Below are 23303 nucleotides of genomic sequence, written 5' to 3'. Positions count from 1 at the left end.
TTCATGACGCTTCTGTGGGAGCTGGCTTGCCAGCGAGTTCTTTGGGGGCTCCACAAGCTCGCTGGCAAGCCAGCTCCCACACTGTTCAGTCGAACATGAACAGCGCGTCGTTGCTGAACTGCGCCTCGAAGCGGCTGGCCTGCATGGGCCGGCCAAACAGGTAGCCCTGCACCTCGTCGCAGCCATGCTCGCGCAGGAAGTCCAGCTGCTCGTGGGTTTCCACGCCCTCGGCGATCACCGCCAGGTTCAGGCTGTGGGCCATGGCGATGATGGCGCGGGCGATCTGCGCGTCCTGCTCGCCCTCGGGCAGGCCGTCGACGAAGGTGCGGTCGATTTTCAGCACGTCGATGGGGAACTGCTTGAGGTAGTTGAGCGACGAGTAGCCGGTGCCGAAGTCGTCCACCGCGATGCTCAGGCCCAGGAACTTCAGGCTGTCGAGGATCTGCATGGCTTCGTTGACTTCGCGCATCAGGATACTTTCGGTCAGTTCCAGCTCCAGGCAGGCCGGCGGCAGGCCGGTCTCCTTGAGGATGTTGGCGATGCGCGTGCCCAGCTGGCCGTCGGAGAACTGCCGTGCCGAGATGTTCACCGACACCTTGGGCACGCGCACCTTGGCCTGGTGCCAGGCGCGCAGCTGGCGGCAGGCCTCGGTCAGCACCCAGTCGCCGACGTCCACCACCAGGCCCAGCTCCTCGAGCACCGGGATGAAGTCGCCCGGCGGCACCAGGCCGCGGCGGGGGTGGCGCCAGCGCAGCAGCGCCTCGGCGCCGGTCAGGCGCTTGCCGTCGCCGCTGAACTGCGGCTGGTAGTACAGCACGAACTCTTTCTGCTCCAGGGCGTGGCGCAGGTCGCTTTCCAGCTCCAGGCGCTCCAGGGCGCTGGCGTTCATGTCGGCCTGGTAGAACTGGAAGTTGTTCTTGCCGCGTTCCTTGGCGTGGTACATGGCGGTGTCGGCGTTTTTCATCAGCTGGCTCAGCTCGCTGCCGTCCTGCGGGCTGAGGGCGATGCCGATACTGGCGGTGACGAAGAATTCGCGGTTCTCCAGCACGAACGGCGTCACCAGGCTGGTGAGAATCTGCTCAGCCACGTGGATGGCGCGGTTCAGCGCCGCCTCGCGGGTGGCCCGCGGTTGCAGCAGCAGGGTGAACTCGTCGCCGCCCATGCGCGCCACCGTGTCTTCGTCGTCCACGCAGGCCAGCAGGCGCGTGGCCATTTCCTTGAGCATGCGGTCGCCGGCGGCGTGGCCCAAGGAGTCGTTGATCGGCTTGAAACGGTCGAGGTCGAGGAACATCAGCACTACCCATGACTTCTGCCGCTCGGCCTGCTGCAGCGCGGTGTGCAGGCGGTCCTGGAACAGCGTGCGGTTGGGCAGGTGGGTGAGGGCATCGTAATAGGCCAGGCGGTGAATGCGCTGTTCGCTGGCCTTGCGCTCGCTGATGTCGCTGAAGAAACACACGTAGCTGGCCAGGTCGCCTTCGTCGTCGAACACCGCGGTGATGCCCACCCAGGCCGGGTAATGTTCGCCACTGCGGCGCTTGAGCCACACCTCGCCTTCCCAAGTGCCGCGGGTGTGCAGCTGCTTGATCACGTAGCTCAGGTGCGCCTGTTGCTCCTGGTCGACGGTGAGCATGGTCGGCAGTTGGTCAAGCACCTGCGCCACTTCGTAGCCGCTGACGCGGCTGAACGCCTCGTTGGCCTGCACGATGTAACCGGCCGGGTCGGTGATGAGGATGGCCGAGGTGGAGTGCTCGAATACCGTGGCGGCCATGCGCAGGTCTTTCTCGGCGCGGCGCTGCTGGCTGATATCGCGGGCCACGCCGAGGATGCCCTCGAAGGTGCCGTGGTCGTCCCACACCAGCACCAGGCGCAGCTCGATGGGGATCTTGCGGCCATCGCCGCGCAGGCAGTCGAGCACGAACAATTGGGTGGTCAGCTGGTTGCGCAGGGCGGCCAATTCATCGGGCTGGTCCAGCACCTTGCTGACCCGTTCGATCAGCTGGTAGATGCCGGTCAGCTGCTGCGGGTTGGCGATGGTCGACTGCCAGCCGTTGTCGAACACCCACTTCACGTCGTAGCCCAGCACTGCCTGCACCGAGGGGCTGACGTAGTTGAGGGCCAGCTGGCTGTCGGTGGAGAAGATCACGTCGCTGATGCTTTCGGCCAGCATGCGGTAGCGCTGCTCGCTGTCGCGCAGGGACTCGCTGGCCTCGATCTGTTCGGTGACGTCCTTGGCCACGCCGATGATGCGCGTGGCGCGGCCTTCGCTGTCGCGGGCCAGGGCTTGTTCGCGGATGTCGAAGCGCAGCCAGCGGCCGTCCTTGTGCTTGAACCGCAGTTGGCACTGCAGCAGCTGCAGGTCGGCGTCCTGGCGCCGGGCCAGGCGCATGCGCTGGTAGTCGCCGGCGTCCTCGGGGTGCAGCAGGATCTCCCAGAAGTATTCGCCCATCTGCACCAGCTCGGCCTTGCTGAAGCCCAGGGTCTGGCCCAAATGGTGGTTGCTGTAGATCATGCGCTGGCTCAACACGTCCTGCACGTACAGGTGGTCGGGCACGGTGCGCACCACGTCCGACCAGAAACCTTCGCGTTCCACCAGTGACAGCTCGACGCTCTTGCGGCTGGTGACGTCGTTGATGCTGAGGATCACCGAGCCGTGGTCGCCGCTGGCGTGGGGCAGGCGCAGGGTCAGCCACAGGTACTGGTGCTGGCCCAGGCGGTCGTTGATGCGAATTTCGGTTTCCAGCTCACGCTGCTCGCCCAGCAGGGTGTCCAGCAGTTGCCGGCCGACGCTGGCGTTGTCCAGCCGGTCGCTGCCGAACAGGCGCTGCCAGGCGCCCTGGCTGTCTTCGACGTTGAGCAGGCCCAGGGCCATCTGGTTGACTTCGGTGATGCGCAGCTGCTGCATCAGCGCCTCGCGGCGGGCCGGCTGGGCCGCCAGCCAGGTGTCCAGCTCGGCGGGGGTGGCGATGCCGCTGGCGGCGAGGAAGTCTTGCAGGGCGCACAGGTCGAGCACGCACAGCGCCACGCCGGTGCCCTCGAAGATGTCCTGGTAGCGGCGGCGGTCTTCATGCAGCTGGCGCTGGCGGCGGCGCAGGTTGAACAGCGCCAGCAGCGGCAGCAGCGAGCAGGCGCCCAGCAGCAGGAACTTGCCGATCAGGGCGGGCAGCAGTTGCAACTCGGCGTCGTGTTCGTCGAACAGCGTGCGCAGTTGCCAGTCGGTGTTGGCCAGCGGCACGCTGGTGACGCTCTGGGCCTGCTCGCGGGCGCTGAGGGCCAGGCCGGTCTCGCTGCTGGCCGGGTCGCGTTGCAGCACCAGCGCCGGCTCGCGGCTTTCCAGCAGCCAGCGCGGCGGGGCGGTAGGGTCGACGCGGTGGGTGAGGATGGAATAGATGGAGGTGTCCAGGCGCAGCAGCCAGTAGCCTTCGCCGGGGCGCTCGCTGGCGCTGAGCAGCAGGTATACCTGATGGGCGTCGGGGCTCTGGCTGAAGTGGAAGCTCTCGCCCAGGCTGCGCTTCACCAGGCTGGGCAGGTCGTAGCCGGCGGCGGCATGGCCGTTGTCGGCGAGCACGTTGCCCTGGCTGTCGAGCCGGGCCACGCTCTGCAGGGCCGGCAGGTGCGCCTGCAGCAGCGCCTGCACGCCCTGGGGCGTCTGCGCGTCGCCGCTGGTGGCGCGGTACAGCGCCTGTTGGCCCTTGAGGGCCATGTTCAGCCCCAGGTGCTCGCCCAGCACCGTGGTGTAGTCCAGGGTGCGCTGCCGTTGGTCGGCAACGCTATGCTTGAATTGGTCCAGCAGTTGCCACACCAGCAGGGTCAGCAGCAGCAAGGCCAGCAGGGCCAGGGCGCTTTTTAAGGTGCCGCGCGTCGGCTCGCCGGTCGCGTTGATCGGGGAGCGCAGGGATGACGGCTGGTTGAGGTTGGTCAAACTGTGATCCTGCGGTCTGGCTGGCTGTGGCAAGTGGCTGGCAACAGGGCTTGCAGCCCGCTGCAAAGGGCCCCCTGGCCATAAACTGCGCGCACTATAAGCCGGACGCCCGAAGGGCGGCTAGCATGCCTTGTTTTATGGCCATGTGCCACTAGTGCTTGCAGGTCGTTTGCCCTGTCTCGCGCATTCCGGTAGCTTTGACCATCTCGCGGATTCTTCATCTGTCTACTGTCACCAGGTTTCTCATGGCTCAATACGTCTACACCATGCATCGGCTGAGCAAAGTTGTGCCGCCGAAGCGGGAAATTCTCAAAAACATTTCCTTGTCGTTCTTCCCTGGCGCCAAGATCGGCGTGCTGGGCCTCAACGGCTCGGGTAAATCCACCCTGCTGAAAATCATGGCCGGCGTCGACAAGGAATTCGACGGTGAAGCCCGCCCGATGCCCGAGCTCAACGTGGGTTATCTGCCGCAGGAGCCACAACTTGACCCGGCCAAGACCGTGCGTGAAGTGGTGGAAGAAGCGGTCAGCGTCATCAAGGACGCCCAGGCGCGCCTCGATGAAGTGTATGCCGCCTACGCCGATCCGGATGCCGATTTCGACAAACTGGCTGCCGAACAGGCCAAGCTCGAGGCCATCCTCCAGGCCAGCGACGGCCACAACCTGGAGCGCCAGCTGGAAGTGGCGGCCGACGCCCTGCGCCTGCCGGCCTGGGACGCCAAGGTAGAACACCTGTCGGGTGGTGAAAAGCGCCGCGTGGCCCTGTGCCGCCTGCTGCTGTCGGCCCCCGACATGCTGCTGCTCGACGAACCGACCAACCACCTGGACGCCGACTCGGTAGCCTGGCTGGAGCACTTCCTGCACGACTTCCCGGGCACCGTGGTAGCGATCACGCACGACCGTTACTTCCTGGACAACGTGGCAGGCTGGATCCTGGAACTGGACCGCGGCGCCGGCATTCCTTACGAGGGCAACTACTCGGGTTGGCTGGAAGCCAAGTCCGACCGTCTGGCCCAGGAATCCAAGCAGCAGTCGGCCCATGAAAAGGCCATGAAGGAAGAGCTGGAGTGGGTGCGCAAGGGCGCCAAGGCCCGCCAGTCGAAATCCAAGGCTCGTCTGCAGCGCTTCGAGGAAATGCAGTCGCAGGAATTCCAGAAGCGTTCGGAAACCAACGAGATCTACATCCCGGCCGGTCCGCGCCTGGGTGACAAGGTCATCGAGTTCAAGAACGTCACCAAGGGCTATGGCGACCGTGTGCTGATCGACAACCTGTCGTTCGCCATGCCCAAGGGCGCCATCGTCGGCGTGATCGGCGGTAACGGTGCCGGTAAGTCGACCCTGTTCCGCATGCTGATGGGCAAGGAACAGCCGGACTCGGGCAGCATCGAGATCGGTGAAACCGTGCAGCTGGCCTGCGTGGACCAGAGCCGTGACGACCTGGACGGCAGCAAGACCGTGTTCCAGCAGATATCCGACGGCTCGGACAACATCCGCATCGGCAACTACGAGATCCCGTCGCGCACCTACGTCGGCCGTTTCAACTTCAAGGGCGGCGACCAGCAGAAGTTCGTCAAGGACCTGTCCGGTGGTGAGCGTGGCCGCCTGCACCTGGCCCTGACCTTGAAAGAGGGCGGCAACGTCCTGCTGCTCGACGAACCATCCAACGACCTCGACGTGGAAACCCTGCGTTCGCTGGAAGAAGCGCTGCTGGACTTCCCTGGCGCCGCCATTGTGATCTCTCACGATCGGTGGTTCCTGGACCGCGTTGCGACCCACATCCTGGCGTACGAGGATGATTCGCAGGCCGTGTTCTTCGAAGGCAACTACACCGAATACGAAGCCGACCGCAAGAAGCGCCTCGGCGACGCAGCGGCCCAGCCGCACCGGGTACGCCACAAGAAACTGGCGTAAACAGAAACGGGGCCTTCGGGCCCCGTTTTTTATGGGCCGTACCGCAAACGCGTAGCCGCTGCCGCAGGCTGCGCTGGCCCTATGCCTCGCTGGAAATCTTCAGGGTTCACGCTGGCCAGCGCAGCCTGGCGGCAGCGGCTACGCATTTGTTGGTCGGCAGCAATCAAGGGTGGTACGCGCGGCCTTCGCCCTGGGTTTTCTGCTGCTGCCACGCCCGCTCGCGGTCGTCGCCGTGCTGCACGCTCCAGTCGCTCTGGTCCGGCTGCGCGCTGGCGCTGGCCTGGCATTGCCTGAAGCCGTCGTCCCAGCCGGTGGCGTAGACCTTCTCGTTGAGGTAACGCGGCACATCCTTGCGGAAGAAGCCGTTGACGCCTGCCGCTTCCCGGCCACTGCCGCAGCCATCCTTGAACCCGTCGGCGTAACCCGGCGGGTACCCTTGGCTGACCATTTGCTCATGGGTGGACTGGCATCCCGCCAGCGCCACCACCATCAAAACCACCACACAGCGCCACATGATCCGACTCCCGTTTCATGCCCACCGCTCCCGCCTGGAAACTGCGACGGTCAAACGGTGGACCCGTGAGTCAAGTCTAGGTTCGATTTGGTTGCTGCCCCGTCAACGCCGTGTGATGGAATTGTCAGTAGTGGTACCACTTGAGCTCCACCATCACCTCGTTGCGTGGCCCTGCAAGCTCGCTGAAGTCGCGCTGGGCGCTCAAGCGCAGGCCCAGGTTGCGTGACAGCTCCCACTGCTGGTTGAGGCTCAGGGTGCGGCGTACTTCGCCGTTGAGGAAGTAGTCGCCCTGGGCCTCCAGGCGCAGGTTGCCCAGGCGGTTGCGCCACAGCAGGCCGCTGTCGAAGCCGGCGGCGGGGGAGAGCATGGCCGAGAAGTCATTGTTGTGTTCGAGCCGCGCGGTGCCCAGGGCGAACGCCAGGGTGTGTTCGCCCAGTTGCCAGGTGCCGCCGGCGCCGCCGTTGACGTGGCTGACCAGGGTCTCGCCGCCGTGCTTGCCCAGCACCCGTTCCAGGCCGCCGGTCACCTGCCAGGACAAGGGCTGCAGCAGCTCGTTGCGCGGGGTCATGGAGCGGATGGTGGCCAGGTCCAGGCGCTGCAACTGCCAGCGGTTGCCCTCGTACTGGCGCAGCCTGGTATTGAGGATCTCGATCTGCGCGCCCAGGGGGAAGCCTTCGCTGTTGTCGTTGAGGTCGTGGTAGGCCATGCGCAGGCCATACTCGGCGAAGTTCTTGCCGTCGCGGTTGCCCGCAGCCACCTGCCAGGTGCGCGAGTCGTGGCCGTCTTCTGGCAGGCCGGGGCGCTCTACCTGCAGCTCCGGCGGGGGGTTCTGGCTGATGGCGCGCAGCAGCTGGAAGCTGCGCTGGGCGCTGGCCGGGTCGCGCTCCTGGGCGGTGGCGCGGTAGCGCTCGAGACGGTAGGCGGCGTCCTGGATCAGCGCCCGGCGCGGGGCCGGCAAAGCGCTGTAGGCGGGGTTCTGCAACTGCCCGGTGTCGGCGGCCACCTTCAGCACCCACTGTTGCTCATCGGCATCCAGGGGCTTGGCACGGGCCAGCAGCTCCCGCTCGCGGGAAGGCCGGTAATCGATCTCGCCGACGATGCCCGCCTGCTTCACCGCCTTCACCGTGTCGGTGGGGATGGCCGTCAGCGGGAATTGCCCGGTCAACCGCAGGCTGGGGCGCGCCACTTGCAGCAGCTCCAGCAGGCGGTACGAGCAGTTTTCGTCGAAGAAGAAATAGTCGAAGCGGATCTGCTTGAGCTCCCACACGTGCTCCACCATGCGTCCGGTTTCCTCGGGCGTCAGGTCCAGGTGGTACTCCCACAGGTCGCGGTTCTCCAGGCTGCGGTATTCGGCCAGTTTCTGCTGGTAGGGCACCAGCGAGAACATGCCCGGGTAGCCGCCCGCCAGGCCCTTCCAGGCGTAGAGGATGCTGTTGTCGTTGCCCTCGATGTAGGCGCCGAAGTTGATCGCCGAGCTCAGCAGAGCGGTCTTGTCCTGCCTGGCTTCGGCCTGGTCGATGCGCAGCAGGGTATGGCCGAACATGGACGAGGGGCTGTTGAGGTAGGCCGCGGGGAACACCAGCACGGTGTGGTGGGGGGAGATTTCCTTGTACCACTGCTGGAATTCGCTGCACTCGGGCGTGGGCAAATCGTGCAGGTCCAGCTGTTGCCGCAACCAGCGGGTGCGCGCGGGAAACACGCACTGGGCCTGTTGGTTGCCCAGGCTGGCAGGGGCGTACAGCGCCGTGACCGTGGCCGCCAGTTCCTGGTCCGGGTGGTGGGCGCCGTCGGCGGCCAGGAAGAAGCGCCTGTCATCGACGTAGCTGCGCCAGCCATCCAGTTTGGCCGGGGTGTAGTGGCCCAGGGCGAGCCAGTACGGGTCGGCTGCCAAGGCGGTGATGCGGGATGGATCCACGTGAGGTGCGGCATGCAGCGGGGCGCAGACACAGAGCGCCAGGTAAGCAAGGCGTTTGAGCATCTTTGGCAACTAAATCAGATGGACGAAAAGGCGTGCCGCAGTGGCGTGGAAATCCCGCCCCGAAGGGCGGGCGGTTCGAGCTTAGGCCTCGGTTGCGTACTTGGCCAGGCGAGGGTCGTTTTTCAGCACGTGCAGGGTGTTGGCGTGGACATCGTCGGCGGTGACGTTGGCGGTGGTGAAAATGTCCTGGAAGTGCTGGTGAGTGACGGATTCGAAGTAGGCGCGGTCCTGTGGCGCCACGCCCAGTACCACGGCGTAGGTGGTCAGGGCTTCGCCCTGGCCCTTGGCCATGTCCTCGGACAGTTCATTCATCATGCCATTCATGGCGATCCACGACTTGCCACCGTAGGTGAGCGCGGCGTTGGTGGAGCAGCCGTTGGTGCCCGAGGTCATGCCGAAGGTGGCGTTGCCCGAGGTGCCGTTGGTGGTGGATGCCAGGAAGTGGGCGGGGGTGCCGCGCTGGCCTTGGAACAGCATGTTCCCCCAACCGCAGTCCGGGCCGCCAGGGGCCTGGGCCATGGCGTTCAGCGAGACAACAGTGAAGAGCGTACCCAGAAGAATCCGTTTCATAGCTTTGTTCTCTTTTGAAGGTGCAAAGCTCAAGGTTCAGGACTACCTGGGACGGCACGGCTCCAGGACGCAGTTTGGAGTTTAGGCGGGGATTCACAGTTCAACTGAAAAACTGCCTTTTGAGCCTGACACCCATCCCCGTAGCAGCGGCCGCAACGCCGCGTCCGCATCCACCGCGCATGTCGCTTGCAGGCTGGCGCTTATCGGCGCCAGAATGCCGTCATCTGCCCCGCCGAAGTAAGGATGCCCGATGCCTGATCCTGTTGCTGCCAGCTTGCGTCTTGCGCCAGAAGCGCTGACCCGTCCGTTTTCCGCTGAACAGTTCAGCTTCTCCACCACCAATGATCTGGAGCCCTTTCGCGGTGTGCTTGGCCAGGAACGCGCCGTGGAGGCGCTGCAATTCGGCGTGGCCATGCCACGCCCCGGCTACAACGTATTCGTCATGGGCGAGCCGGGCACCGGCCGCTTCTCGTTCGTCAAACGCTACCTGAAGGCCGAAGGCAAGCGCCTGCAGACCCCGCCGGACTGGGTGTACGTCAACAATTTCGACGAGCCGCGCGAGCCGCGCGCCCTGGAACTGCCGCCTGGCACCGCCAGCGCCTTCATCGCCGACATCGGCGGGCTGATCGACAACCTGCTGTCGACCTTCCCGGCGGTGTTCGAACACCCTTCCTACCAGCAGAAGAAGAGCGGCATCGACCGCGCCTTCAACCAGCGTTATGACCGCGCCCTGGACGTGATCGAGCGCCTGTCGCTGGAGAAGGACGTGGCCCTGTACCGTGACAGCAGCAACATCGCCTTCACGCCCATGCTCGACGGCAAGGCGCTGGATGAGGCCGAGTTTGCCCAGCTGCCCGAGGCCGACCGCGAGCGTTTCCATTCGGACATTTCCGACCTCGAAGAGCGCCTCAACGAGGAGCTGGCCAGCCTGCCCCAGTGGAAGCGCGAGTCGGGCAACCAGCTGCGCCAGCTGAACGAGGAAACCATCACCCTGGCCCTGCAGCCGCTGCTGTCGCCGTTGTCGGAAAAATACGCCGAGAACGCTGCGGTGTGCGCCTACCTGCAGGCCATGCAGGTGTACCTGCTCAAGACCGTGGTCGAGCAACTGGTGGACGACAGCAAGACCGACGCCCAGGCGCGCAAGCTGCTCGAAGAGCAATACGCCCCCAGCCTGGTGGTCGGCCACCCGGGCAATGGCGGCGCGCCGGTGGTGTTCGAGCCGCACCCTACCTACGACAACCTGTTCGGCCGCATCGAATACAGCACCGACCAGGGCGCACTGTACACCACCTACCGGCAGCTGCGCCCGGGTGCCTTGCACCGCGCCAATGGCGGTTTCCTGATTCTGGAAGCCGAGAAAATGCTCGGCGAGCCTTTCGTGTGGGACGCCCTGAAGCGCGCCCTGCAGTCGCGCAAGCTGAAGATGGAATCGCCGCTGGGCGAGTACGGCCGCCTGGCCACCGTCACCCTGACGCCGCAGATGATCCCCTTGCAGGTCAAGGTCATCATCATCGGCTCGCGCCAGTTGTACTACGCGCTGCAGGACGCCGACCCGGACTTCCAGGAGATGTTCCGGGTGCTGGTGGACTTCGACGAAGACATTCCCATGGTCGACGAGAGCCTGGAGCAGTTCGCCCAGCTGCTCAAGACCCGCACCTCGGAAGAGGGCATGGCACCGCTGACGGCCGACGCCGTGGCGCGCCTGGCCACCTACAGCGCGCGCCTGGCCGAACACCAGGGGCGCTTGTCGGCACGTATCGGCGACCTGTTCCAGCTGGTCAGCGAGGCGGACTTCATTCGCCACCTGGCCAACGACGAGATGACCGACGCCGGCCACATCGACCGCGCGCTGAAGGCCAAGGCCACGCGCACCGGACGGGTGTCGGCGCGGATCCTCGACGACATGCTGGCGGGCATCATCCTGATCGACACCGACGGCGCCGCCGTGGGCAAGTGCAACGGCCTGACGGTGCTGGAGGTCGGTGATTCGGCCTTCGGCGTGCCGGCGCGCATCTCCGCCACGGTGTACCCGGGCGGCAGCGGCATCGTCGACATCGAGCGCGAGGTCAACCTGGGCCAGCCGATCCACTCCAAGGGGGTGATGATCCTCACCGGTTACCTGGGCAGCCGCTACGCCCAGGAATTCCCCCTGGCGATCTCGGCCAGCATCGCGCTGGAGCAGTCCTACGGCTACGTCGACGGCGACAGCGCCTCGCTGGGCGAGGCCTGCACGCTGATCTCGGCGCTGTCGCGCACGCCGCTCAAGCAGTGCTTCGCCATCACTGGCTCCATCAACCAGTTCGGTGAAGTGCAGGCGGTAGGCGGGGTCAACGAGAAGATCGAAGGCTTCTTCCGCCTGTGCGAGGCCCGCGGCCTGACCGGCGAGCAGGGGGCCATCATCCCTCACGCCAACGTCGCCACCCTGATGCTCGACGAGAAGGTGCTGCAGGCCGTGCGTGCCGGGCAGTTCCACGTCTACGCCGTGCGCCAGGCCGACGAGGCCCTGAGCCTGCTGGTGGGCGAGGACGCCGGTTCGCCGGACGCCAACGGCGAGTTCCCCGAGGGCAGCGTCAACGCGCGGGTGGTGGAGCGCCTGCGGGAAATTGCCGAGATGATCAGCGAGGAAGACCTCAAGGAAGCCGAGAAGGAGCACGCCGAGGCCGAACTGGCCCAGGTCAAGCCAGCCTGAGGCGGGGAGGGCGCCGGATGACCATTCGGCGCCTGACTGCGCAGTCGCACATTGCCAGCCCAGGTTTTCTTCTATCCTCAGGGCATGGATAGCCACGGGTCGCAGGATTGAAACAGCCTTCCCTTGAAGGTTGAAGCAAAAGCTTTATTGAGGAGCGACGCCATGCCGCGCAACCTCAGCCTTACTCGCCAATGCCTGGGTCTGGTGACCCGAATCGAATGCAGCATACGCCCACTGGCCGGTGATACCGGGATGTGGACACTGCTTTTTGCCGCTGGCATGGCCGGCGAACAACCCTCCGCCATCAAGTCCCAGGGGCCTTTCCCCGGCCCCACGGTGGCCGAGTCGGTGATGGAGGCCATCGTCGACAGCCTGACGCTGCACGGCTACCAGGTGGCGGGTGACCCGCAGATCTGGTCGCTGCACTTGCAGGCGCAGCTGCGCAAGATCAACGGCGAGCGCTGTCACCGCTGTTCGTCTTGAATGTCGCGGTGGGAAATTTGTGGGAGCTGGCTTGCCGGCGAGTTTTTGAGGGCCTTCAAAAACTCGCCGGCAAGCCAGCTCCCACAAGAGTGTGCACTTGGCAGGTATAATCGCGTCCCGATTTTACCGCCCAGGTGCAGTTTTCAATGGAACGCTTTATCGAAAAAACCATGTACGCCTCGCGCTGGTTGCTGGCGCCGATCTACGTGGGCTTGTCCCTGGGGCTGCTGGCGCTGGCCCTGAAGTTCTTCCAGGAGGTCTTCCACGTCATCCCCAACGTGTTCTCCATGGGCGAGGCAGACCTGATCCTGGTCCTGCTGTCGATGATCGACATGGCGCTGGTGGGTGGCCTGCTGGTGATGGTGATGCTCTCGGGCTACGAGAACTTCGTCTCGCAGCTGGACGTCGACGAAGGCGAGGAGAAGCTCAGCTGGCTGGGCAAGATGGACTCCAGTTCGCTGAAGATGAAGGTGGCCGCGTCCATCGTCGCCATTTCCTCGATCCACCTGCTGCGCATGTTCATGGACGCGCGCAACATCGAGCCGCAATACCTGATGTGGTACGTGATCATCCACATGACCTTCGTGGTGTCCGCGTTCGCCATGGGTTACCTGGACAAGATCACCAAGCACTGACCGACAGCTATCGGACGGGCGGCGTGGCGGCCGCCTTGTGCTTTGTGCGCCGCTGTACGAAAAATGAGCGGTGACATCCATTCGAATTACCTGAGGTGCAGTCATGAATTTTCAGGAACTGACCACCCACGCCAATGCCGGCATGATCGACGAGCTCAACCTGATCTCGCTCGAAGGCGGCATCTACCTGCTTGAAGCCCGCATGCACGGCAAGTCCCACCCGCTCAACGACGCCACCGGCCACGCCTTGCACCTGCGCTCGGTGGAGCATGCCCGCGACCTGCTGCAGACCCTGCCGGCCATGCCGTTCCACCTGGTGCACGGCTCGGTGCATGATGAGATGTGCGGCCTGGGCGACAGCGCCGAGGAAGACCTGCGCGTGCCCATCTCCTTCCGCTCCCGCCACTGACGGCCCGGGCAGGCTGGACTGGCCACTTCAGTGTGCTAGTCTGCTTGCCCTTTTGGTTTGGGCCCGGGGAGGCAGGCGACGTCATGGTTGCCGCTGCCGGGCCCTGCAGCGGAGCACGAAGATGTCCGAAGTAAACCTGTCCACCGACGAAACCCGCGTCAGCTACGGCATTGGCCGTCAGCTGGGTGACCAGCTGCGCGACAACCCTCCGCCGGGTGTCAGCCTGGACGCCATCCTGGCCGGCCTGACCGACGCCTTCAACGGCCTGCCAAGCCGCGTCAGCCAGGAAGACCTGTCTGCCAGCTTCAAGGTCATTCGTGAAGTGATGCAAGCCGAAGCGGCTGCCAAGGCCGAAGCGGCCGCTGGCGCTGGCCTGGCGTTCCTGGCTGAAAACGCCAAGCGCGACGGCATCACCACCCTGGCTTCGGGCCTGCAGTTCGAAGTGCTGACCGCCGGTGAAGGCGCCAAGCCTTCGCGCGATGACAGCGTGCGCACCCACTACCACGGCACCCTGATCGACGGCACCGTGTTCGACAGCTCCTACGAGCGTGGCCAGCCGGCCGAGTTCCCGGTCAGCGGCGTGATCGCAGGCTGGACCGAGGCGCTGCAACTGATGAACGCCGGCAGCAAATGGCGCCTGTACGTGCCAAGCGAACTGGCCTACGGTGCCCAGGGCGTTGGCAGCATCCCGCCGCACAGCGTGCTGGTGTTCGACGTAGAGCTGCTGGACGTACTGTAAGCGCTAGTGTTGGCTCGCCCTGTGGGAGCGGGCTCTGCCCGCGAAAAGTGCACCGCGTAGCTTCAGTTCTACAGCAGTGTCTGCTTCGCGGGCAGAGCCCGCTCCCACAAGGGCAGAGTTTGTATTCAGGATATGCCAAGGGTTCAATGCAGGCTGCTTACCGGGCGCAACGCTCGGGCATAGCAGAACAGAAACAGGTTGCGCACCAGCTCCTTGAGCACGATCGGCTCGCTGGAACTCAACCCGGACAGGTCCAGGTCCCCCTGGTCGCGCAGTTCGTCCAGCGCTTCTTCTTCCAGCACCGCACACACTTCGCCCGTCTCCCGATGGAGGATGCGCAGGTAAGGGTGTGGCCGGTCCAGCCAGGCGTCGATGAGATAGGTCATGATGATTCTCCTTGAAAGCGTTCAATGAGAATAATTCTTATTCAAAGAATAGCAAGGATCTATCGCGTCAATTTTTTCGCGGCGGGGCGGGGGAGGTGGGCGGAGGCCGCAGCGGGCAGCCTCGCAACCATTCGTCGGCTCAGACCTTGCGGACGAATTCGGACTTCAGCTTCATCGGGCCGATGCCGTCGATCTTGCAGTCGATGTCGTGATCGCCGTCGCACAGGCGGATGTTCTTCACCTTGGTGCCGACCTTGACCACCAGCGAAGTGCCCTTGACCTTGAGGTCCTTGATCACGGTGATGGTGTCGCCGTCCTGCAGCACGTTGCCTACCGCGTCCTTCTTCACCGCGTCATCGCCGCCAGCCTCGGTTTCACCACTGGCCGACCACTCGTGGGCGCATTCCGGGCACACCAGCTGGGTGCCGTCCTCGTAGGTGTATTCGGAGTTGCATTTGGGGCAGGCAGGCAGAGTGCTCACGCGGGATCCTCGGTGCGGGCAAAATAAAGGCGCGCATTGTATAGGGTTTTTAACCCGGCGGGGGATCTGCGGAATTGACAAGCCTGTGGGAGCTGGCTTGCCAGCGAGCTGTTAGGGTCTAAAGGCTCGCTGGCAAGCCAGCTCCCACAGGTATCAGTGCGTACGAGCTACGGCGAATTCGCTCAGCTCGACCAGCGCGTCGCGGTATTCGCTGGGCGGCAGCACATCAAGGCAGGCAATGGCGCGCTTCACGTAGTCGCGGGCCAGGTTGGCGGTGTAGGCCAGGGCGCCGGAGCTTTCCACGGCGGCGCGGATGCTTTCCAGGTCTTCGATGCCACCTTTCTGGATGGCACGACGCACCAGGGCAGCCTGCTCGGCGGTGCCTTCGCGCATGGTGTAGATCAGCGGCAGGGTCGGCTTGCCCTCGGCCAGGTCGTCACCGACGTTCTTGCCCAGGGTCTCGGCGTCGCCCTTGTAGTCCAGCAGGTCGTCGACCAGTTGGAAGGCTACGCCCAGGTGGTCGCCGAAGGTGCGCAGCGCTTCGGCCTGCTCTGGCGTGGCTTCGGCCAGGGCCGCGGCGCTGTGGGTGGACGCTTCGAAGAGCATCGCGGTCTTGCCGCGAATAACTTCCATATACACTTCTTCGGTGGTGCTGGCGTCGCGAACCTTGGATAATTGCAGCACCTCGCCCTCGGCGATGACGCGCGTGGCCTGGGACAGGATGCGCATGACCGGCATCGAGCCCAGCTCGACCATCATCTCGAACGAGCGCGAGTACAGGAAGTCGCCTACCAGCACGCTGGGGGCGTTGCCCCACATGGCGTTGGCGGTGGAACGGCCACGGCGCATGCCGGACATGTCGACCACGTCGTCGTGCAGCAGGGTGGCGGTGTGCAGGAATTCGATGGTGGCCGCCAGCAGGCGCAACTGGTCGCCTTCGCGCCCCAGGGCCTTGCCGCACAGCAGCACCAATAAAGGACGCAGGCGCTTGCCCCCGGCCGACGTGATGTAGTCACCGATTTTCGACACCAGCGGTACGCGCGAAGTCAGTTGCTTCTTGATGATGACGTCGACGGCGTTGAAATCGTCCGCCACCGCGCGGTAGAAAGCTTGGGGTTGCATCAGCGACAGGTGCTCCAGAAGGGTTGCGCGGCATGCTAGGTCTCAGGTCCGGCCCTGTCAAGGCGCGATGGACGGCCTATTGCAAGGCGGGCGGGGCTTGCGTACAATCGCGCACCCTGAACTTCCTGGGCAGCACCTGCCTTACGCAATTGCATTTGGGTCGTTCCACCCCATGCAGCCATGCCAGCCGACACTCTACTTATAAAGAGCTGGGTGAGCAGGATTATCGGAGAAATACCATGTCTTACGCAGTAATTGTTACCGGTGGCAAGCAGTACAAAGTCGCCCCGGGTGAGTACCTGAAGATCGAGAAACTGGAAGTCGCCACTGGCGAATCCGTTACCTTTGATCGCGTTCTGCTGGTCGCCAATGGCGACGACGTCAACATCGGCGCACCAGTTGTTGCTGGCGCTACCGTTGTTGCTGAAGTGATCTCCCAAGGTCGTCACGACAAGGTTCGTATCATCAAGTTCCGTCGTCGTAAGCACCACATGAAGCGCATGGGCCACCGCCAGTGGTACACCGAGATCAAAATCACCGGTATTCAGGCTTAATTTCAGCCTAATTCCTCACTAGGAGAATTGACTCATGGCACACAAAAAAGCTGGTGGTAGTACCCGTAACGGTCGCGACTCAGAAGCCAAACGCCTTGGCGTGAAGATGTATGGCGGCCAGGCTATCAAAGCAGGCAACATCATCGTGCGTCAGCGCGGCACCCAATTCCACGCTGGCTACGGCGTTGGCATGGGTAAAGATCACACTCTGTTCGCTAAAGTCGAAGGCGTGATCAAGTTCGAAGTAAAAGGCGCCTTCGGTCGTCGTTACGTGAGCGTAGTCGCGGCCTAATCGCGAGTTCGCTTGGAAAGCCCTGTCTCGCGACGGGGCTTTTTCGTTTGTGGGGTGAGTCTCTTGCAAAGGTTTGCATGGGCCGCTGGCGCGAGTATCGTTGATGGGGTCCGCCGCGCTCATTTTTGCAAGAGCCTTATGTCTTTGCTTTTTTTGGCTCGTCCGTAAGGCGAGAGGCGTTTTTCATGAAATTTGTTGATGAAGTATCCATCCGGGTAAAAGCAGGCGACGGCGGCAATGGCTGCATGAGCTTCCGCCGGGAAAAGTTCATTGAGAACGGTGGCCCCAACGGTGGTGATGGTGGTGACGGCGGCTCGATCTACATGATCGCCGACGAAAACCTGAACACCCTGGTGGACTACCGCTACACCCGTCACTTCGACGCCGAGCGCGGTTCGAACGGCGGCAGCACCGACTGCACCGGCAAGAAGGGTGAAGACCTGGAGCTGCGCGTGCCGGTCGGCACCACCGTGATTGACGCGGCCACCCAGGAAATCATCGGCGACCTGGTCAAGGCCGGCCAGCGCCTGCTGGTTGCCCATGGCGGCTGGCACGGCCTGGGTAACACCCGTTTCAAGTCGAGCACCAACCGTGCGCCACGCCAGACCACGCCAGGCAAGCCGGGCGAGCAGCGTGACCTGAAGCTGGAAATGAAAGTGCTGGCCGACGTTGGCCTGCTGGGCCTGCCGAACGCCGGCAAGAGCACCTTCATTCGCTCGGTCTCGGCCGCCAAGCCGAAAGTCGCCGACTACCCGTTCACCACCCTGGTGCCGAACCTGGGCGTGGTCAGCGTCGACCGCTGGAAGAGCTTCGTCATCGCCGACATTCCCGGCCTGATCGAAGGTGCTTCCGACGGTGCTGGCCTGGGCATTCGTTTCCTCAAGCACCTGGCGCGTACCCGCGTGCTGCTGCACCTGGTCGACATGGCGCCGCTGGACGAAACCAGCCCGGCCGATGCTGCTGAAGTCATCGTCAACGAGCTGACCAAGTTCAGCCCGTCGCTGACCGAGCGCGAGCGCTGGCTGGTGCTGAACAAGTGCGACCAGATCCTGGAAGAAGAGCACGAGGCGCGCGTCAAGGAAATCGTCGAGCGCCTGCAGTGGGAAGGTCCGGTCTACGTGATCTCGGCCATCGCCAAGGAAGGGACCGAGCGCCTGACTCGCGACCTGATGCGCTACCTGGAAGACCGTGCCGACCGCCTGGCCAACGACCCGGCCTACGCCGAAGAGCTGCGTGACCTGGACCAGCGCATCGAAGACGAGGCGCGCGCCCAGCTGCAAGCCCTGGACGATGCCCGTGCCCTGCGCCGCAGCGGCGTGAAGAGCGTCCACGACATTGGCGAGGACGACAGCTTCTGGGATGAAGAGGACGCTGAAGACGGTCCGGAAATCATCTACGTGCGCGACTGATTGGTGGTGTTTTCTTCGCGGGCAGAGCCCGCTCCCACGCGTTGAGGCTGGTCACGGGCTCTGTGGGAGCGGGCTCTGCCCGCGAAGAGGTCGTAACTGACACACCGCTTGATGCAGGACCCGTAGTAAACTACAGCGCCGCTCCCCAGGGAGCGGCGTTTTGGTTTCTACGAATTAATTCTCCCGGGCATAGGTTGGAAGAACATGCGGAGCAAGGTGACGGGTGCGCAGCGCTGGGTCGTGAAAATCGGCAGCGCGTTGCTGACAGCTGACGGCAAGGGTCTGGACCGTGCCGCCATGGGCGTCTGGGTTGAGCAGATGGTGGCGCTGCACGAGGCTGGCGTGGAGCTGGTGCTGGTGTCGTCGGGCGCGGTAGCGGCCGGCATGAGCCGCCTGGGCTGGGCCAAGCGACCCAGTGGCATGCACGAACTGCAGGCAGCAGCTGCCATTGGCCAGATGGGCCTGGTGCAGGCCTGGGAGTCGAGCTTTGCCGAGCATGGACGGCACACGGCGCAGATCCTGCTGACCCACGACGACCTGTCCGACCGCAAGCGCTACCTGAACGCCCGCAGCACCCTGCGCACCCTGGTGCAGCTGGGGGTGATCCCGGTCATCAACGAAAACGACACGGTGGTCACCGACGAGATCCGTTTCGGCGACAACGACACCCTGGCGGCCCTGGTGGCCAACCTCGTGGAGGCTGACCTGCTGGTGATCCTCACCGACCGTGACGGCATGTTCGACGCCGACCCGCGCAACAACCCCGATGCGCAGCTGATCTACGAAGCCCGTGCCGATGACCCGGCGCTGGACGCGGTGGCGGGTGGTACCGGTGGCGCGCTGGGCCGCGGCGGCATGCAGACCAAGCTGCGCGCTGCGCGCCTGGCTGCCCGTTCCGGTGCCCATACCATTATCGTTGGCGGGCGCCTGGAGCGCGTGCTGGACCGCCTCAAGGCCGGGGAGCGCCTGGGCACCCTGCTGTCGCCCGAGCGCGGCATGCTGGCAGCGCGCAAGCAGTGGCTGGCTGGCCACCTGCAGACGCGTGGCACCCTGACCCTGGACGCTGGTGCCGTGCAGGCCCTGCTGGAAGGTCACAAGAGCCTGCTGCCGGTGGGCGTCAAGGGTGTGCAGGGCGGTTTCCGTCGTGGCGAGATGGTGGTGTGCCTGGCGCCCGACGGGCGTGAAGTCGCCCGCGGCCTGGCCAACTACAGCGCTGCCGAGGCGCAGAAAATCATCGGCCAGTCCTCCGAGGTCATCGAGCGCCTGCTGGGCTACATCGCCGAGCCGGAGCTGGTGCACCGCGACAATCTCATCCTGGTCTGAGGAATACTCATGCGCGTGATCATCAAGGCGGCGGTCGGGCTGCTGCTGGCATTGCCGTTGTTTGCCTCGGCCGAGGAAATTGGCCAGGTGTCGACGGTGTTCAAGTTCGTGGGCCCCAACGACCGTATTGTCGTCGAGGCCTTTGATGATCCCAAGGTGCAGGGCGTGACCTGCTACCTGTCGCGCGCCAAGACCGGTGGCATCAAGGGCGGCCTGGGCCTGGCCGAGGACCGTGCCGAGGCGTCCATCGCCTGCCGGCAGGTGGGGCCCATCCATCTGCCCGATGACCTGAAGGATGGCGAGGAGGTGTTCAAGGAGCGCACCTCGCTGGTGTTCAAGACCATGCAGGTGGTGCGCTTCCTGGACAAGAAGCGCAACACCCTGGTGTACCTGGTGTACAGCGACCGCCTCATCGAGGGTAGCCCGCAGAACGCGGTGACGGCCATTCCGATCCTGCCCTGGGCCCAGCCGTAACCGGGCGTGGTCTGACGGCTGCACATAACGGCGAGCATTGCTCGCCGTTTTTTATGCGCGGGATTAATGTGCGGGACTATTATTCCCTCTTGAATATTATTGTTATTAATTAATCTTTGATTAATAAGGGGGGTTGGTTTCCTTGGGGAAAGTACAGTATTGCTGCGCCGGGAATTTTGTTATGTGGGTTGCTATCGGCTATTTTCGAAAATATCTTTTTAACCCGTTGAAACAAAGCGTGGCGCCTTGATTCAATGCTGAATGTTCCCTCGTTATTCACTTTCCAGGGTTGCGCTTCCCGGCTAATCCAAAGTGTTTCGGCGCATTGACACGTTTTCCGTCCATGCGTAGTGTCCCGCCCGTCGCACGCCGGCGCGACGGCAGGGCCCATGGGTCGTGGGTGTTGCCATGGAGGGGGATAGCGCTGTCCCCCTTGTAATGGTTGCAGTGTAAATTGAGTGCGAAATAATATGAAAAGCCGGATTTCGAATCAGTCGGTCGACAGCGTTCGTCTGTTGGAAAGTTCATTGCTGGCAGACTTTGCCTTGTTGGCGGGGCGTGCTCATCAGCGCGGTTGGGAGTTGCGATTGCGCCGGATATTGAAGCGCATGAGCTTTCGTTATTATTCGATGTCGTTTGGTTCGGTCAAAGGGGCCGAGCCCGTTCGCCCATTGACCAACTTCCCCAGTGGCTGGCTGGAGCATTATGAGCGCGAGCGCTACCAGGACATCGATCCTATTGCTCGCCACTGTCGCCAGCACCTCAAGCCGCTGTTCTGGGAGCGTGCCCAGCGTCGCGCGCGGGGGCGCTCCAGGGAGTACTGGGAGGCGCTGGCGGCCGAGGGCTTGCAGGGTGGGGTCAGCATTCCGCTGCGCGGCAAGACGCTGGTGGGGTCGCTCAGCGTGGCGCATGTTGCGGGGGAGGGGGTGCAGGTTGGGCGTGACGATGACCTGGGCATGCTGTTCATGCTGGTGCCCTACCTGATCGAGGGTTTGCAGCGGCGCATGGTCATCGAACAGTCGCCAGAGACCTGCCTGACGCTCAAGGAGGCGGAGTGCCTGGGCTGGGCGAGCATGGGCAAGACCAGTTGGGAAATTGGTCGCATCATCGGCTGTGCCGAGCGCACCGTGGACTTTCACATCGCTAACGCGGGCCACAAGCTGGGCTCGACCAATCGCGGGCATGCCATCGGCATTGCCGTGTCCCAGGGCCTGATCACGTTTTAAGCGGTAGCTTTTCGCGGGCAACAAAAAACCGACCCTAGGGTCGGTTTTTTGGTACATCAAGCAATTGCTTAGGCGGCAGCCTGAACCAGTGCTTTGATGTGGCCATTCAGACGGCCTTTATGGCGAGCAGCCTTGTTCTTGTGGATGATGCCTTTATCGGCCATACGGTCGATAACTGGCACGGCCAGAACGTAAGCAGCTTGTGCTTTTTCGGCGTCTTTTGCGTCAATGGCTTTGACTACATTCTTGATGTAGGTGCGGACCATGGAACGCAGGCTGGCGTTGTGGCTGCGACGCTTCTCAGCCTGTTTAGCACGTTTTTTGGCGGAAGGTGAGTTGGCCACCGTCGAGCTCCTCGAAAGACTTTTTAAATAGCAAACAAAATAGGCCGCGAATCATGCCGATGACTGGATCTATTGTCAAGGGTGGGTGAGACGTTCCGCTGAGTGGTCACTCTCCAGAGCGAAGTGATTCACTTCTGGCGCATGACCTGTAAACTCGCGAGTTTTGGCTCTGCCTGCTGATGCGGCGCGGAGTATCGCACAGTTGGGCGCATTCTCGCGCTGCTCTTTCGTCCAGAAGGCAGAAAAATCTTTCGATGAATCTTCTCAAGTCACTGGCTGCGGTCAGCTCCATCACCATGATCTCGCGGGTGCTGGGCTTCGTGCGCGACACCCTGATCGCCCGTATCTTCGGCGCCGGCATGGCTACCGACGCCTTTTTCATTGCCTTCAAGCTGCCCAACCTGTTGCGGCGGATCTTCGCCGAAGGGGCTTTCTCCCAGGCCTTCGTGCCGATCCTGGCCGAGTACAAGAGCCAGCAGGGCGAGGAGGCCACGCGCACGTTCATTGCCTATGTAGCCGGCATGCTGACCCTGGTGCTGGCCCTGGTGACGGTGGCGGGGATGATCGCCGCGCCGTTCGTCATCTGGGTCACGGCCCCGGGTTTTGCCGACACGCCGGAAAAATTCCAGCTCACGGCTGACCTGCTGCGGGTGACCTTCCCCTATATACTGCTGATCTCGCTGTCATCCTTCGTCGGCGCCATCCTCAACACCTGGAACCGTTTCTCGGTGCCGGCCTTTACCCCGACGCTGCTGAACATCGCGCAGATCATCTTCGCGCTGTTCCTGACCCCCTATTTCCACCCGCCCATCATGGTGCTGGCCTGGGGCGTGCTGGCCGGTGGCCTGGCGCAACTGCTGTACCAGCTGCCGCACCTGAAGAAGATCGGCATGCTGGTGCTGCCGCGTTTCAGCTGGCGCGACACCGGGGCGCTGCGGGTGATGAAGCAGATGGGGCCGGCCATCCTGGGTGTGTCGGTGAGCCAGATCTCGCTGATCATCAACACCATCTTCGCCTCGTTCCTGGCGGCGGGCTCGGTGTCGTGGATGTACTACGCCGACCGGCTGATGGAGCTGCCGTCCGGCGTGCTGGGCGTGGCCCTGGGCACCATCCTGCTGCCCACCCTGGCCAAGACCTACGCCAACCGTGACCGCCAGGAATACTCGCGCATCCTGGACTGGGGCCTGCGCCTGTGTTTCATGCTGGTGCTGCCGTGTTCCGTGGCCCTGGCGCTGCTGTCCGAGCCGCTGACCGTGGCGCTGTTCCAGTACGGCAAGTTCGACGCCTTCGACGCCTCCATGACCCAGCGCGCACTGATTGCCTACGCCGTGGGCCTGCTGGGGATCATTCTGATCAAGGTGCTGGCCCCTGGCTTCTATGCCCAGCAGAACATCCGCACGCCGGTGAAGATCGCCATCTTTACCCTGGTGGCCACGCAATTGATGAACCTGGTGTTCATCGGCCCGCTGGCCCACGCCGGGCTGGCCCTGGCTATCAGCGGCGGTGCCTGCCTGAACGCCGGGCTGCTGTTCTGGCAGCTGCGCAAGCAGGACATGTTCCAGCCGCAGCCGGGCTGGATGACATTTTTCGTCAAGCTGTTGCTGGCAGTAATTGCCATGGCCGCCGTGCTGCTGGGCTTGATGCACTATATGCCGGCCTGGTCCGACGGCCAGATGCTGGCGCGTTTCCTGCGCCTGGGCGCCCTGGTATTGACAGGCGTGGTAGTGTATTTCGGTGTGCTGTTCGCGTTTGGCTTCCGGCTGCGGGACTTTGCCCGCCGCGGGCTGGCCTGACCGTCCGGCGTCGGTTTTCCGGTTTAGTGCCCCATGGCGGGCGGTGGCGCCTG

The 23303-nt window shown here is 63.7% G+C and carries 21 protein-coding genes; 13 read left to right on the top strand and 8 right to left on the bottom strand.

What is annotated here, in order from left to right:
• Positions 1-85 precede the first annotated feature (85 nt).
• Positions 86-3919: an EAL and GGDEF domain-containing protein gene (locus tag RAM80_RS13220; RefSeq protein WP_416426974.1), complete on the bottom strand. Its 3834-nt coding sequence runs from the start codon at positions 3917-3919 to the stop codon at positions 86-88.
• A gap of 245 nt (positions 3920-4164) precedes the next feature.
• On the opposite strand from RAM80_RS13220, the gene ettA reads away from it, so the two are divergent.
• Positions 4165-5829, top strand: a complete 1665-nt coding sequence (gene ettA / locus RAM80_RS13215) for an energy-dependent translational throttle protein EttA (protein ID WP_416426973.1) — start codon at positions 4165-4167, stop codon at positions 5827-5829.
• A gap of 163 nt (positions 5830-5992) precedes the next feature.
• On the opposite strand, the gene RAM80_RS13210 is transcribed toward ettA, so the two are convergent.
• From RAM80_RS13210 to RAM80_RS13200, 3 genes are all read right to left on the bottom strand, one after another.
• Positions 5993-6343, bottom strand: coding sequence for a hypothetical protein (locus RAM80_RS13210; RefSeq protein WP_416426972.1), 351 nt, complete (start codon positions 6341-6343; stop codon positions 5993-5995).
• 124 nt (positions 6344-6467) lie between these two features.
• Positions 6468-8321 (bottom strand): DUF4105 domain-containing protein, encoded by a 1854-nt coding sequence (locus RAM80_RS13205; RefSeq protein ID WP_416426971.1) that lies wholly within the window; start codon positions 8319-8321, stop codon positions 6468-6470.
• 81 nt (positions 8322-8402) lie between these two features.
• Complete coding sequence (locus RAM80_RS13200; RefSeq protein WP_416426970.1) at positions 8403-8891, bottom strand: DUF3015 domain-containing protein; 489 nt, start codon at positions 8889-8891, stop codon at positions 8403-8405.
• A gap of 250 nt (positions 8892-9141) precedes the next feature.
• Here RAM80_RS13200 and RAM80_RS13195 point away from each other — a divergent pair, with 250 nt between their 5' ends.
• The 5 genes from RAM80_RS13195 to RAM80_RS13175 all read left to right on the top strand — a co-directional run bounded on the left by RAM80_RS13195 (position 9142) and on the right by RAM80_RS13175 (position 13846).
• Entirely contained in the window at positions 9142-11580 is a 2439-nt protein-coding gene (locus RAM80_RS13195; protein WP_416426969.1) for a Lon protease family protein, read from the top strand.
• A gap of 162 nt (positions 11581-11742) precedes the next feature.
• A complete protein-coding gene (locus RAM80_RS13190; protein ID WP_416426968.1) occupies positions 11743-12063 on the top strand; it encodes a hypothetical protein in 321 nt (106 codons plus the stop codon).
• A 146-nt stretch (positions 12064-12209) separates the two neighbouring features.
• Positions 12210-12698 (top strand): TIGR00645 family protein, encoded by a 489-nt coding sequence (locus tag RAM80_RS13185; RefSeq protein WP_027981200.1) that lies wholly within the window; start codon positions 12210-12212, stop codon positions 12696-12698.
• 103 nt (positions 12699-12801) lie between these two features.
• A complete protein-coding gene (locus RAM80_RS13180) occupies positions 12802-13107 on the top strand; it encodes a DUF6482 family protein (RefSeq protein WP_416426967.1) in 306 nt (101 codons plus the stop codon).
• A 121-nt stretch (positions 13108-13228) separates the two neighbouring features.
• On the top strand, positions 13229-13846 hold the full coding sequence (locus tag RAM80_RS13175) for an FKBP-type peptidyl-prolyl cis-trans isomerase (protein ID WP_416426966.1): 618 nt from the start codon (positions 13229-13231) through the stop codon (positions 13844-13846).
• Positions 13847-13989: 143 nt separating this feature from the next.
• Here the strand turns inward: RAM80_RS13175 and RAM80_RS13170 are convergent, their stop codons facing one another.
• The 3 genes from RAM80_RS13170 to RAM80_RS13160 all read right to left on the bottom strand — a co-directional run bounded on the left by RAM80_RS13170 (position 13990) and on the right by RAM80_RS13160 (position 15835).
• On the bottom strand, positions 13990-14232 hold the full coding sequence (locus RAM80_RS13170; protein WP_158153825.1) for a hypothetical protein: 243 nt from the start codon (positions 14230-14232) through the stop codon (positions 13990-13992).
• Between the two features lie 139 nt (positions 14233-14371).
• Positions 14372-14713: a zinc ribbon domain-containing protein YjdM gene (locus tag RAM80_RS13165; protein ID WP_416426965.1), complete on the bottom strand. Its 342-nt coding sequence runs from the start codon at positions 14711-14713 to the stop codon at positions 14372-14374.
• A gap of 153 nt (positions 14714-14866) precedes the next feature.
• On the bottom strand, positions 14867-15835 hold the full coding sequence (locus tag RAM80_RS13160) for a polyprenyl synthetase family protein (protein WP_416426964.1): 969 nt from the start codon (positions 15833-15835) through the stop codon (positions 14867-14869).
• A 239-nt stretch (positions 15836-16074) separates the two neighbouring features.
• Here RAM80_RS13160 and rplU point away from each other — a divergent pair, with 239 nt between their 5' ends.
• From rplU to RAM80_RS13130, 6 genes are all read left to right on the top strand, one after another.
• Positions 16075-16389 (top strand): 50S ribosomal protein L21, encoded by a 315-nt coding sequence (gene rplU / locus RAM80_RS13155; protein ID WP_007950961.1) that lies wholly within the window; start codon positions 16075-16077, stop codon positions 16387-16389.
• A 34-nt stretch (positions 16390-16423) separates the two neighbouring features.
• Positions 16424-16681, top strand: a complete 258-nt coding sequence (gene rpmA, locus RAM80_RS13150; RefSeq protein WP_003281574.1) for a 50S ribosomal protein L27 — start codon at positions 16424-16426, stop codon at positions 16679-16681.
• 185 nt (positions 16682-16866) lie between these two features.
• Positions 16867-18090, top strand: coding sequence for an Obg family GTPase CgtA (gene cgtA, locus RAM80_RS13145; RefSeq protein WP_416426963.1), 1224 nt, complete (start codon positions 16867-16869; stop codon positions 18088-18090).
• Between the two features lie 204 nt (positions 18091-18294).
• Entirely contained in the window at positions 18295-19413 is a 1119-nt protein-coding gene (proB, locus tag RAM80_RS13140) for a glutamate 5-kinase (RefSeq protein ID WP_416426962.1), read from the top strand.
• A gap of 9 nt (positions 19414-19422) precedes the next feature.
• Positions 19423-19887: a CreA family protein gene (locus RAM80_RS13135; protein ID WP_416426961.1), complete on the top strand. Its 465-nt coding sequence runs from the start codon at positions 19423-19425 to the stop codon at positions 19885-19887.
• 470 nt (positions 19888-20357) lie between these two features.
• The gene (locus RAM80_RS13130; RefSeq protein ID WP_416426960.1) at positions 20358-21113 is read left to right on the top strand and encodes a LuxR family transcriptional regulator; all 756 of its coding nucleotides are present in this window, start codon (positions 20358-20360) and stop codon (positions 21111-21113) included.
• 68 nt (positions 21114-21181) lie between these two features.
• Here RAM80_RS13130 and rpsT read toward each other — a convergent pair whose 3' ends face one another.
• On the bottom strand, positions 21182-21457 hold the full coding sequence (gene rpsT / locus RAM80_RS13125) for a 30S ribosomal protein S20 (protein WP_027981210.1): 276 nt from the start codon (positions 21455-21457) through the stop codon (positions 21182-21184).
• 254 nt (positions 21458-21711) lie between these two features.
• Here rpsT and murJ point away from each other — a divergent pair, with 254 nt between their 5' ends.
• Positions 21712-23250: a murein biosynthesis integral membrane protein MurJ gene (gene murJ / locus RAM80_RS13120; RefSeq protein ID WP_416426959.1), complete on the top strand. Its 1539-nt coding sequence runs from the start codon at positions 21712-21714 to the stop codon at positions 23248-23250.
• Positions 23251-23303: the final 53 nt, after the last annotated feature.

This window comes from Pseudomonas sp. App30 (assembly GCF_047947025.1).
Taxonomy (GTDB): Bacteria; Pseudomonadota; Gammaproteobacteria; order Pseudomonadales; family Pseudomonadaceae; genus Aquipseudomonas.
Note: the sequence above shows the minus strand (reverse complement) of the source record. Positions and strands in the feature narration are given on the sequence as shown.